The sequence below is a fragment of the Rubritalea profundi genome (genome assembly GCF_002954445.1).
Lineage (GTDB): Bacteria > Verrucomicrobiota > Verrucomicrobiia > Verrucomicrobiales > Akkermansiaceae > Rubritalea > Rubritalea profundi.
Genome location: NZ_MQWA01000001.1, coordinates 511,831 through 524,156 on the forward strand (window position 1 = coordinate 511,831; position 12,326 = coordinate 524,156).

A 12,326-nucleotide genomic window follows, 5' to 3' on the forward strand; every position below is an offset into this window, starting at 1 on the left:
TTAAACACCTTTCCTGCAATGTTACCGGATCCATACGACGAGAGTGAGAGCATCAGCTACTGGCCAAGTGCTGCTGACCTCTTCATGACCTTATTCATTATCTCCATCGCTGCCATTGCGGCAATTATTGTGGCCTTACTGCCTACTAATGACTTAAGCGACCAGGAGGCGATAAACAACGCTGTGGGAATCAACATGTCAAAAATTCGTCAACCTGTTGGAGAGCTGCGTACCACTCTTGAACTTCCCCCCATTTCCGAGAACGCCAAACCTAAGCTAGTCATCAGTAAGCTCGAAGAGACCTGTCAGGAAGCCATTAAAGAAATCGAAATACTCTCGTCCAATACCTTAGCTGATGAATTAACCAAACTAAGGAAAGAGGTCGCTACCTTAAAATCTGAAAATTTGATTTTAGAGAACAAGAACCTCGTACTCCTAAACGAGAATCAGTCATTGAAAGCTCAGCTCAAAAAACTTGAAAGCGCCCAGAAAATTATTGATCAATTGGAACATGATTATGGAATACTCCTAACCGAGAATAACGACTTACGCCGACAGCTCAACGATAAGCCGCCAATCATTAATCTAACTGGCAGCTCACAGAATGCTGATGACCCGGATGCGCCACCAGCCATTGTTTTCTCATCTGGCAAAGCAACTCTGCAGCCTCGCTTTGTGCAAAATCTTGAAGGAAAACTTTTCCCCAAAGTAGGAGCAATCTTAGAAAAATACACCACAGTAGATACTCTAGAAATTGTTGGTCACACCGATGGTTCGCCTGTTTCGAGTAAGAGCAACTTGGATGAATCCATCGCATCCCACTTTGCGGGAAGTAACAATTTCTCAACCATGATAGCAGGATCAAACTGTGACCTTGGGTTGATGCGGGCACTAGCCATCCGTAAAGCGTGGAAAGACTGGTTACGTAAAGAAGGGAAATCTGATCTCTACGACGGAATTGATATTCGCTGCTACTCAGCAGCTCAAACAGCCCCTCCAATTGGCTCCAAAGCAGCCACAGACGGCCAAGTTAAATCAAACTGGTTGTCACCCAACCAAGATGCCCGTCGTATCGAAATTAGATTCACACAGCTTAAGACGCAGTAGTTTTTAATTAGAGACGCCAAGTACTGGCATAAATCCAAAAATCATCGTCAGCCATCTTGGTCTCACCACTCAAGTGGCTAAGCAAACCTCCCCAGAGCTTCAGCTCCACCAGCTAACAGCACACTACTTCTCTCATGTCCCTTAAATCACATATCAGCTTAGCTACGAAAATCGGCTTTGCTTCCCACCAGAACTCAGTCGCTGTTATTCAGGAGTTCAGAATAGAAAACCTAGGTGACGCTCCTCTCTCAAATTTAGTCGTCCGATTAGATTCAAACCCGTCATTCTTGGAGCCCAAAATTTGGAAGGTCGACCAGATTGATGCTGGGGCCACAACCAAGATTACCGATCGTAATGTAAAGCTCGATGCGGCCACACTCATGGGGTTAACCGAAAGTCTTAATGGTGAAATTTCAGTCAGCATCACAAGCTCTGAAAACGCTGAGGCGACACCGATTACATTACTAGATGAGTCTCACCCTATCGAACTTTTAGCCAAGTCACACTGGGGCGGTACAGGCTCTATGCCTGAATTGCTCCCGGCATTCTGTATGCCTAACGACCCAGCTGTAGATAAAGTTCTTAAAGCTACTGCTGACGTCCTGAGGAGGGCTGGTAAAGAAGCTTCTATCAACGGTTATGAAAACCGGTCTCGCTCTCGCACATGGGAGCTTACTTCCGCAATATGGTCCGCAGTAGCTGGCTTAAATCTAGACTACGCTCTCCCCCCTGCCAGCTTTGAATTATCAGGCCAAAAGGTTCGAACTCCAGGAGCCATACTCGAAGGCCGCCTAGCCACATGCTTAGATTCCAGTATGCTCTTCGCGTCAGCATTGGAACAGGCTCGCTTGAACCCTCTCATCATCCTGAGCGAGGGCCACGCCTTTGTGGGAGTCTGGCTACAGCCACAACAGTTTAGCCAGCTCATCACGGAAGAGGCCTCAGCTGTTCGCAAACGTGTTGAGCTCAATGAGATTCTAGTCTTCGAAACAACTCTCATCACGGAGTCTCCAGCTCCCCCATTCAGCACTGCTGTGGAGTCAGCCATCAAAAAACTCAGCGATGAAGAGTTCCTCATGGCTATTGATATTCAGCGTGCCCGCATGCGTAAGATCAAGCCTCTCGGAGTAACGAATACTACGACATCAACCGAGACGTCCACTACTGGACCTGAGGTAATTGACAGCCTTGAAGAAGCCCCTGCACTTCCTGGATTTGATGTCGAAATCACACAAGATCCAGAAAATGCTAATGACAGGGTAGCCCAGTGGCAGAGAAAGCTACTCGACCTCACAGCCCGCAACAAACTACTCCACCTCCCAGAACGAACTAAACACGTTCCCCTAACATGCCCAGACCCGGGCACACTAGAAGATCTGCTTGCTGCCGGTAAAACTATTCGCATAGCCTCCTTCCCAGATTTCGATTCAGGCGGACGAGATTCAGCTTTATATGCACAACAAAACAACGCAGATCTTAAAACCCAGTACGCAACAGATGCCCTTAGCTCGAATGAGGTCATGTCTTCACTTCCTGCTAAGAAGCTCGAAGCCGAATTGATCGATCTCTACCGTAAGGCTCGGACTGACATCAACGAAGGTGGAGCTAACACCCTCTTCCTAGCTTTAGGCTTCCTCAATTGGAAAAAATCAGCTGAGGACACGCGAGTATACCGAGCACCGCTAATCCTTCTTCCCGTCAAACTAAAGAGGAAGAGCGCATTGTCGGGAGTCACCATGACCGTGCATGAGGATGAACCACGGTTTAACCTCACCTTACTTGAACTACTCAAGCAAGATTTCGACCTAGATATTCCTGGACTAGACGGTAGTTTACCGGAAGACGACAGCGGTATCGATGTCACCGGCATATGGAATCACATGCGGGTTCAAGTGAAGGACATCCCAGGATTTGAGGTCACTACCGATACAGCTTTAGGCACCTTCTCTTTTGCAAAATACCTCATGTGGAAAGACCTTACGGATCGCCGTGAGCAGCTCACATCAAATGCCGTCGTTCGACACCTCATGGAACGAGGTGAAGAGAAATTTAATGCCTCAGGAGCTTCGTACCCAGATCCAACAACTCTGGATAAAACTATTCCTCCATCAGAACTCTTTGCTCCACTACCAGCCGATTCATCTCAACTCGCAGCTGTCGTAGCATCAGCCAACGGTTGTAACTTCGTGCTCGATGGACCTCCAGGCACAGGAAAATCCCAGACCATTGCGAACATGATCGTTCACAACCTTTCTATAGGTAAACGTGTATTGTTTGTCGCAGAGAAAATGGCTGCGCTGGACGTCGTGCACCGACGCCTTGCTGAACAGGGGCTCTCAGAGTTTTGCCTAGAAGTGCATTCGCATAAAACATCCAAAACAGACATTTTACAGCAGCTTGACCGAGCATGGAATACGCGCGGAGACTTAAGTGCAAGTAACTGGGCTAAAAAGACATCTCAACTTAAGCACCTAAGAGATCGCCTCAATACAGTCTGCGAGAGACTTCATTTCCCGCACTCTAACGGCCTCACAGTCTATCGTGCCATAGGCCAAGTTGTACGTCACCACGACTCCTCTACCCCTCGCCTGAAATGGAGCAATGGCACGCAACACTCAGTCGAAGAATTTGAAGCTCTAGGTGAAACAGCACGACGACTTTCCCTCAACTACTCAGCATTCTTAGAATCACCTAAAGACTTCTCCATCATCGAAAAGACAGAATGGTCTAACGGGTGGCAGGACTCTATTATTAGCACCGCTCAGTTACTGCCCGGTAAAATTGCTAACCTTCGTACTGCTACTGACAAGCTGAAGGAATGTTGCCAATTTAGTATTCTGACTGACACGACACAAGCAACTCAGCTGCTCGCAAACTTTCTGATTTCCATCCTCAAAGCCCACGGCAAAGATCTAAGCTTTGCCTTCTCTCCAGGACTCACTGAGAAGCTAGAAGCCGTGAAGAAATTCACCCAGCTACTAGAGGAATACCATGCAGCGGAAAAGAATCTCTCAGTCCGCTACGCTGCTGAGGCAGCCCGTCATATCGACACTAATGAACTCGACGCAAAATGGAGCGAAGCAGGCCAGAAGTTTTGGTTCCTCGCAACACTAGCGCAAAAGAATATTAGCAAGGAACTCGGCGTGAAGGCTAACACCAGTGCTCTGCCGAATGTAGAACAAGATTCCCCTGTCCTACGCAATCTAGGTGAGCTGCTGTCCAAGATGGATCAGCTATCCTCAAGCTTGATAGGCATCCCAGGATACGCAGCATTGACTAGTGACCTCACCGTTCTATCAGCAACCACTCAGCTTGCTGCCGACATTCAGCAACAACTCCCTCAGCTCATCTCGACCCCAGATGAACTCATCTCTCTCAAGACCTCAGTAAAGCGTTTAGTCACCGACGGCAACGAGCTACTCAGCCCGGATGGCCAGATCTTTATCGCCAACTCTGCACTGCAACACGCCCTCTCAGAACTTGATGCCACAGTGTCACAGTTCTCAGAACTCTGTGCATCTGAAAACCTCCAAGGCTATTCCCTCGATCAGCTAGAAGCTGCGTCCAAGAAAGTCACCTCCAAACAGGCCACGCTAAGGGCATGGTGCGGATGGCGTCGTGTTAGAGTCAGCGCAATCCATCAGAACCTCACACCTCTCGTAGAGGGCATCGAAAATGGCAGCATACCGAAGGATGATCTCGAATTAGTCTTCCTCACAGCCTACAGCAAGTGGTTCGCCGCAAATGCGATTGATAACGAACCCGTTCTTCGAGACTTCGTCACAGCTGAGCACATGGAGAGCATCGAAGAGTTCAGACGTATCGATGAACAAGTTTCCAAACTCGCAGTAGAGTACACTCGCACAGTACTCTGCGGACGCCTTCCTAAGAAATCGGAAGTCGGTAAAAAAGACGGGTACGGTATCCTTAAACACGAGATTCAGAAAAAGCGCATGCACAAGCCTCTGAGGCAGCTTGCCAGTGAAATGGGCGAAGCCTTCTCTAACCTCGCCCCATGTATGCTTATGAGTCCCCTCTCCATAGCTCAATACCTACCAGCAGATCAACAACAGTTCGACCTCGTCATCTTTGACGAAGCGTCACAGATCAGTCCATGGGATGCCGTGGGATCCATAGCGAGAGGAAAGCAGGTAGTCATTGCCGGTGACCCTCGCCAGATGCCCCCAACCAACTTCTTCCAACGTGGAGCCAGTGGTGCTGAATTTGACAACGATACAGAAGGTGATCTCGAAAGTATCCTTGATGAATGCCTCGCAGTGGGAGTGCCCCGTCACAGCCTAAGCTGGCACTACCGTAGCCGCCACGAAAGCCTCATAGCCTTCTCTAACCACAGTTATTACGGAGGTAATCTCATTACCTTCCCGGCAGCTGTCACTCGTGAGAGTGCTGTCAGCTGGGTGAAGGTCGACGGAGTTTACGCCAAAGGCAAATCACGCACCAACCAAGCCGAAGCCAAAGCCATGGTAGCGGAGACAGTCAAACGTCTCACCGACTCAGCATTCACAGATGCCGGTTACTCATTAGCTATCATCACCCTCAACACTGATCAGCAAAGGTTAGTAGAAGACCTTCTAGACTCTGCTCGTAAAAAGCACCCAGAGATCGAGCCGTATTTCTCTGATAGTCTATCGGAGCCAGTCGTCGTAAAGAACCTTGAAACCGTTCAAGGTGATGAACGAGATGTTATCCTCTTCGGTATAGGCTACGGCCCAACCGAGCCAGGCTCCCAAACAATGTCGATGAGCTTTGGCCCACTCAACCGCGATGGTGGTGAGCGCCGACTCAACGTGGCTCTCACACGCTCGAAGCAAGAGATGATGGTCTTCACCTCCTTCGATCCATCTATGATCGACCTCAACCGCACCAGCTCACGTGCGGTCCGAGACCTCAAACACTTTCTTGAGTTTGCTGATCGAGGCCCACGCGCCTTGAAAGAAGCTGTGAAAGGATCAGTCGGCGGCTACGACTCACCATTCGAAGAAGCCGTGTCTAACCGCCTCCAAGAAAAAAGGTTGGCAAGTTGTTCCTCAAGTAGGAGTTTCTCGCTTCCGTATTGATCTTGGTATCGTTCACCCAGATAGACCTGGCGACTTCCTCGTCGGTGTCGAGTGCGACGGAGCCACCTACCACAGTGGAGCCACTGCCCGAGACCGCGATAAAGTCAGAGCAGCTGTGCTAGAAGGCCTAGGATGGAACCTTCTTCGTGTTTGGTCCACAGATTGGTTCACCAACCCGGAGGGTGAAATTGAGAGGCTTGATGCAGCATTACGTGAGCTTTACAAATCTAGCCGTTCCGCCAATGAATCTGACATAAAACAAACAGATATTTCCGACGTTCCATCAACACCGGACAACATCATTGAAATAGCTGATGAGGTCACCCCCTCAGAGCCTCTAGCAATGGTAGCTAGCTCTCCATCCTCCACGACATCAGAACCTACTGAAGTAGTTCAAGACGATCCTCAGACGCCAGCTACGACACCCGAAGTGGCATCTAAGGCCAATTACATCACAACGGATTTCGCATCACTACAGCCAAAGATTGATCCAGACCTATTTTACGATGACGCGTACACCTCCACGCTGGTTGAAATGATTGAACACACTCTTGAATCAGAGGCTCCTATCTCGGACGAGTTACTCGTTCAGCGCATTGCTCGTGCTCACGACTTCAAACGCTCAGGCCGCCGAATTAGAGAAAAACTATTAGAACTCATCGACGAGCATTTCCACCTCAGAGAAGACCCGGTAGAAGGTAGCTTCATCTGGAAAACTCCAGACGGTCCAGCGACCCACTCAGTCTACCGCAGCCCAACCAACAGCCAGTCAACTAGACGTATCGAAGAAATCCCCTATGAGGAAATCTCAGCAGCTCACCGAGACCGCAATACCGACGCCACAGATATAGCTCGCACATTCGGAATCAAGAGACTGACCGCTAATGTCAGAGATCGCATCGAACGTGCCATAGCCATTGCACAATCATAAGACTAGCGTCTCGTTATTGCAAAAAAACATAACATAAATCGATCATGCTGAGCATGGTCAACGGTACTCCCAACAAAATGAAACCCCTAAAAATCCTACTCACACTCCTAACCCTACTCGCCCTTACATCTTGCTCAAAACCCGCAAAGGATCTCAGTTCGTATGAGTCAGCTAGGGCGTGGATTAGTTCTGAATACACGGCCGAGGTGATGGAACCTAGCAGCAGAGACATTCATCGTGTTGAGTACTACCCCGGCAGTCCGCGTCAATGGTTGATCGTCTACTTCAATAGCAACAAATCCAAAGGCTACCTCTACCAGAAATTCCCCTCTTCACTCTGGGCCGATTGGAAAGCAGCCGACAGCAAAGGGAAATGGTACAAGCTAAACCTCAAAGGAAATAGAACCTATTTCTTCACCCCCGAATAATCATGGCAGTTATAAAGTTTACCCTCGATGAGATAGAATTTGCCAAAGCCGTCAACACAATGAGGCAGGCCATCCGCGGGCGCGGTGTACGCACAATACAGTGTTCACTCACCAAAACCCACCTCAAGCTTCAGTGCCCAGAATGGGGAAGCGTGCGCGCTGCAGTTAAGAGTGAAAATACATCCCGCTTCGTTATTACACCAAGGGCTTTGGGCCACGCTGTTGGTGCATACCGCGACTTTAAAAAGGGAAGCTCTGATGAAGCTTACGCCGTGATGGACAAGAAGCTTGGCTTCTTCCGTACACACAGAATGGACATCACAATAAAGTGATCACCATCACCCATTTTCTTTTTTCTTCATGTTTACATATGAAACGAAGAATAGAAGTGCACCGCCCACGGCCCCATGGAGCGCATAGCTCTTAACCTTAATAATTTTAGTTAAGCGTATCTGCTCAGACGCCATTGTGATCTTGTCGGTCCCTAGTTCATCGTAATAGGCGTACTGCTCATCCTTTAGCATTTGCTTAAACTCATCAGATTCGCTCATAAACCGCCAACTCATGACACCTTGAACAAGTGTCGCAGCCAACAAGATTACCCCAAGTAAGCCCGCTGCCGCTGTAATTGTATCTTTCATACGCCCACTCTCTAGCGCGACACGCTCGAGTCAATTATTTTGAGCCCTAGAAATAATGGTAACTGCCAATGTGCTCGTAATTTTTGAGGAATCAACTTCGCGTTTGTAGAGAACTTCACCAAACCACAGGTCTGTCCCCAATGGACTTGAGTGCTTGATTTTTAGTATCCCCCCACTTGAATGTAGTGAGGTTCACCTTGCACACTAGAGTTCAGAGCTTTCAATTTAATTTGAGCATCTTTCAATCTAGCTTGGTACGCTTCTTCGTACGTGATTTTCTTGCCCCCTTCAACATGGGTATCAACGTAACTTGAGTTCCATACTGATTTAGACTGGTTGTTCACATGCTTTATGTAAAACAACCCAACTGACTCGCCAGTAGCTTCTAACTCCTTACGTTGAGCAGCTACAGACGGCACTGGATACCTTTGTTCATGCTTTAAGGGGACTGCTGCGGGAACCTTAGATATTTGACTTTGCTGTTTAAGAATTTTTAAAGTCTCTATGATTTTTTGAATATTAGATTTTGATGTAGCTTGGACAGAGAATTTGTTCGATGACGCGGTTTTTCTTGGCTTACCTTCTAGACTATCACCCTGCATGGTTTGCCACGTCTTAACCGCAAATGAGGTGGATGATGGGATAGTCACTGTGAATGTTCCACCTGTAAAACCACGTTCTTGATGCAGCGAATTAACTCCGTGATCTAAGCTCAATGAATTCAAGGGAATGACACTCTTAATAATTCCGAATTTAGATGGGGCACTGAATGTGTAATGAAGATTTGTCCCATCAAAGTAGACGGATTCATACTCAGCAATCTCATTCTGTAGTATCCTTCGAGTAACTGACTTGGCTGAACTAGCTGGGTCATGGGCTATTATAGCCTTTTCTACTCTGACGTCTTTACCAATAGGTTTTGAATTAATTGCAATTATCTTTAATTCGCCTTTGTCAGTAGTGATTTTAAGCTCACTAGACCGATCGCCTTGAAGAGTCTCTTTATCATTCTCAAGGTGTATTTGAAATCGAGATCTGACTGTAAAAAGTTTACCTTTTTGCACTTCAGTAACAACAACATCTTGGGGTTTGACTATAAACTTACGGGTTCCCCATTTATCTTCATAAGTTTTCTGGTCAGCATGGATCTCAGCCCGTGACATCACCTCTCCAAAAAAGTCTACCTTAGCTCCATAGAACTCAGTATTCTGCTTAATCGATTGTGAGCTGGATTCCCCTGCTAGATAAAAATTCTGCATAAAACCCACAACATCAGAAGTGTTAATAGTCGAGTCTTGCGGGTTAACCTTTACCTCGTCCTTTAATAATTCAGTCAATACCCGTGTTGCAAGCTTACTTCCGCCCTGTTTTGCCAACTCGAGATGTTGCTTTGATTTCTCGAAATCTTTTGCCACACCTCTCCCATAGTAATACATTATTCCTAGATTGCATTGAGCTGTGGCATATCCTTGCTCTGCGGATTTTTGAAACAACTCGAAAGCTTTCTTCTGATCTTTTGCCACACCTATCCCATTGTCGTACATCGATCCTAGATTATTTTGAGCTAAGGCGTTTCCTTGTTCTGCGAATTTTTGAAACAACTCGAAAGCTTTCTTCTGATCTTTTGCCACACCTGTACCATTGAGGTACTTCAATCCTAGATTGTCTTGAGCTGAGAAATGTCCTTGTTCAGCAGCTTTTTGATACCATTTTAAAGCTTTCTTCTGATTTTTTGCCACGCCCGTCCCTTCATTATACAATAGTCCTATTGTGTATTGAGCATCAGCATTACCTTGCTCGGCAGATTTTAGAAACCACCCGAAAGCTTTCTTCAGGTCTTTTTCCACTCCATCCCCTTCAGCATACATCATCGCCAGTGGATAGTATGACTTTTCCCAGCCTCCATTACTAGCCTTCTCAAGCCAGTAGCGAGCCTGTTTATAATCAGCTCCCTCACTTCGTGTTATAGGTTTAAGCCCATTAGGAGTCTCAACCTCACCTCCTAGATAATAAGAACCTAGTATATGCTGCGCTTCTAAATGCCCTAGAGTAGCGGCTTTCTCATAAAGTTTTATATCCCCAGCCTCTTCAGCCATAGAAAATACTGCCTCAACTGAAATGTCCTTCCTTTGTGCTATAGGACTTGGCTTAGACAGCTCAATTTCGCTCACCGTTATTTCACCTTCACTGGGTGAGGCTGAATTCGTTTCTGCTACCTCTGCTACCTCTGCTACCTCTGCTACCTCTGCTACCTCTGCTACCTCTACAGTTTCTGCTGTCTCCACTGATGATTCAGACTTCGAAGCTTCTTCTTCATTTTCTAAGAAAGAACTTATCCAACTAAAGCCAAAAACAAGCACTGCGGCGACTAGCCACTTCCGTGAGAACTTCTTTGTTTTTGAGCCTTTAGTTATTTTATTAGCAGTCTCTGTAGAAGGCGGAACAAGCTTAGGGGGGAGAACAAGCTTAGGAGGCTGAACGCGTGAAGAACTACTAGGCAACTCCTTGACATTATTCTTCTCTTGCCCAGCAGTGCCATAGCCTTCGATATGGTTATTCGTTAAGTTAAACCTATTCCCATCGAGTACGATAAGAGCAGGTAGCGTGGCGCAGTCGTGTACTATTCCTGTAACCCCGTTTACTTCAATATGATTAGAAGTACGCGAAACAATTCGAATCTGTTTGCCTATTTTAATCTCTACAGAAAATGGTTCTCCCCCCCTAACGATCACGTCATTTTTAGGATCACTACCGATAAGAATTCGCCTTTTAGGGGAATCCAACAAAAGAGCTTGGTGCTCTGTATTCGTTATAGTGACCATAGAGGATGAACTATGCTCCTGTAGAGATGATACCTTTAAAGTCTGTTGGCAAGTAGACCTTTTCTGCAGGATTCTGAGTAATCACCTCGAAGCCAGCAATATACTTTTGGGCTAGAACTACATCTGCACCACTTTTAGCTCCCAATGCTTGAGTTAGGCTCTGAGCGTATTCGGCATCAGCGGCAGCCATTATTCTAATTGCGGCAGCTTGTCCAGTCGCTCTGATTTGAGCTGCTTCAGCCTCTGCTGTCGCAATAGTAACTGCAGCTTTAGCCTTACCTTCGGCTTCGGCGATTGCAGCACGTCGACCTCTTTCAGCATCCAATTGCTGGCGCATAATAGCTAATGTCTGTTCATCAGCATCAAACTGTTGAACCTCTACTCGCAAGAAGTGAACTCCCCACTTTTTACCCAATTCTGACAACTGAGAAGCAATGAGATCATTAAGTTCTTGTCTACGTGAAACTGCTTCATCCAAGTCTAAATTGCCAACTACAGCACGTAAGGCGTTTAGAGCTGCATTTTCGATAGCTACAGGTAGGTTATCCACCTCATAGATAGCTTTTACTGGATCAGTAATTCTATATGAAATGACAGCATTAGTGGTCACGTTCGCATTATCTTTGGTTAAACATTGCCTAGGAGGCGTGTCGTATGTTTGCTCAGAAAGCTCTACAAAATATCCACGCTTATTAGCTTGGGATCCCCATGTTGCCCCAACCTCTTTGATTTGCTCTAAGATAGGAATGCGAAAACTGAGACCAGAACGTTGAAGTCTAGCATACTTACCAAGACGTTCTATAACAACGACATGGTTTTGAGGAACTGTGTAAATTAAGCCCATAATTATATATTTTATTTTTATTAGTTTTTTACTTCAGAAACAACTGCGACACCATCAGCAAAGCTAACAACTCTCACGATTGTTCCTTCATCAAATTCTGAAGAGTCTTTAAACGGTGCCAGATCCCCCTCTAGCCGAATCATTTGAACTCCGTCTACGGTTTCGACCTTTGTGGAATAGCCGATCAACCGATCTAACGGCATCTCATCGATCACCGTTTTAGATATATATTTATTACAAAATATTTGTATCCCCTTTCGGAAGAATGTGTAGTGACAAAAAACCATCAGCACCCAAGCCGAGATACCAAGCGCAATGCTGTAGAGCAAAGGTAGGTCAACAAATAAGACCAGAGCATAAGCAAATATGACATGAGCTATAAGACTGGAAACATCATTCCGTATGAAAACATCCACAAGGATCAGTATGATCCCAGCCATTATCAAAAATTCGTAAATACTATCGGAAAACATGG

The 12,326-nt window shown here is 46.5% G+C and carries 9 protein-coding genes; 5 read left to right on the plus strand and 4 right to left on the minus strand.

Translation table 11 applies throughout. The features are described from left to right. Positions 1-18 precede the first annotated feature (18 nt). The 5 genes from BSZ32_RS02265 (at position 19) to BSZ32_RS02280 (ending at position 7,876) form a co-directional block, all read left to right on the plus strand. Positions 19-1,107 (plus strand): hypothetical protein, encoded by a 1,089-nt coding sequence (locus BSZ32_RS02265; protein WP_105041918.1) that lies wholly within the window; start codon positions 19-21, stop codon positions 1,105-1,107. Positions 1,108-1,241: 134 nt separating this feature from the next. Further along, positions 1,242-6,185, plus strand: coding sequence for a DUF4011 domain-containing protein (locus BSZ32_RS02270; protein ID WP_206018695.1), 4,944 nt, complete (start codon positions 1,242-1,244; stop codon positions 6,183-6,185). Next, positions 6,181-7,116, plus strand: a complete 936-nt coding sequence (locus BSZ32_RS19085) for a DUF3320 domain-containing protein (RefSeq protein ID WP_240610690.1) — start codon at positions 6,181-6,183, stop codon at positions 7,114-7,116. The genes BSZ32_RS02270 and BSZ32_RS19085 overlap by 5 nt, the downstream gene beginning before the upstream one ends. Before the next feature lie 77 nt (positions 7,117-7,193). After that, the gene (locus BSZ32_RS02275; RefSeq protein ID WP_165788586.1) at positions 7,194-7,544 is read left to right on the plus strand and encodes a KTSC domain-containing protein; all 351 of its coding nucleotides are present in this window, start codon (positions 7,194-7,196) and stop codon (positions 7,542-7,544) included. A gap of 2 nt (positions 7,545-7,546) precedes the next feature. Further along, positions 7,547-7,876, plus strand: a complete 330-nt coding sequence (locus BSZ32_RS02280; protein WP_105041920.1) for a hypothetical protein — start codon at positions 7,547-7,549, stop codon at positions 7,874-7,876. Positions 7,877-7,882: 6 nt separating this feature from the next. On the opposite strand, the gene BSZ32_RS02285 is transcribed toward BSZ32_RS02280, so the two are convergent. The 4 genes from BSZ32_RS02285 to BSZ32_RS02305 all read right to left on the minus strand — a co-directional run bounded on the left by BSZ32_RS02285 (position 7,883) and on the right by BSZ32_RS02305 (position 12,291). Next, positions 7,883-8,185: a hypothetical protein gene (locus tag BSZ32_RS02285; RefSeq protein WP_105041921.1), complete on the minus strand. Its 303-nt coding sequence runs from the start codon at positions 8,183-8,185 to the stop codon at positions 7,883-7,885. A gap of 161 nt (positions 8,186-8,346) precedes the next feature. Beyond that, positions 8,347-11,007, minus strand: a complete 2,661-nt coding sequence (locus tag BSZ32_RS02290) for an SEL1-like repeat protein (protein ID WP_165788587.1) — start codon at positions 11,005-11,007, stop codon at positions 8,347-8,349. Positions 11,008-11,017: 10 nt separating this feature from the next. Beyond that, positions 11,018-11,851 (minus strand): SPFH domain-containing protein, encoded by an 834-nt coding sequence (locus tag BSZ32_RS02300; protein ID WP_105041924.1) that lies wholly within the window; start codon positions 11,849-11,851, stop codon positions 11,018-11,020. A 20-nt stretch (positions 11,852-11,871) separates the two neighbouring features. Continuing rightward, the gene (locus BSZ32_RS02305) at positions 11,872-12,291 is read right to left on the minus strand and encodes a hypothetical protein (RefSeq protein ID WP_129589545.1); all 420 of its coding nucleotides are present in this window, start codon (positions 12,289-12,291) and stop codon (positions 11,872-11,874) included. Positions 12,292-12,326: the final 35 nt, after the last annotated feature.

Bases quoted from the DNA above. Each gene is read 5' to 3' on its own strand.
- BSZ32_RS02275 (WP_165788586.1), top strand. From the start codon at position 7,194: ATGAAACCCCTAAAAATCCTACTCACACTCCTAACCCTACTCGCCCTT.
- BSZ32_RS02280 (WP_105041920.1), top strand. From the start codon at position 7,547: ATGGCAGTTATAAAGTTTACCCTCGATGAGATAGAATTTGCCAAAGCC.
- BSZ32_RS02285 (WP_105041921.1), bottom strand. From the start codon at position 8,185: ATGAAAGATACAATTACAGCGGCAGCGGGCTTACTTGGGGTAATCTTG.
- BSZ32_RS02300 (WP_105041924.1), bottom strand. From the start codon at position 11,851: ATGGGCTTAATTTACACAGTTCCTCAAAACCATGTCGTTGTTATAGAA.
- BSZ32_RS02270 (WP_206018695.1), top strand. From the start codon at position 1,242: ATGTCCCTTAAATCACATATCAGCTTAGCTACGAAAATCGGCTTTGCT.
- BSZ32_RS02265 (WP_105041918.1), top strand. From the start codon at position 19: ATGTTACCGGATCCATACGACGAGAGTGAGAGCATCAGCTACTGGCCA.
- BSZ32_RS02290 (WP_165788587.1), bottom strand. From the start codon at position 11,007: ATGGTCACTATAACGAATACAGAGCACCAAGCTCTTTTGTTGGATTCC.
- BSZ32_RS02305 (WP_129589545.1), bottom strand. From the start codon at position 12,291: ATGGCTGGGATCATACTGATCCTTGTGGATGTTTTCATACGGAATGAT.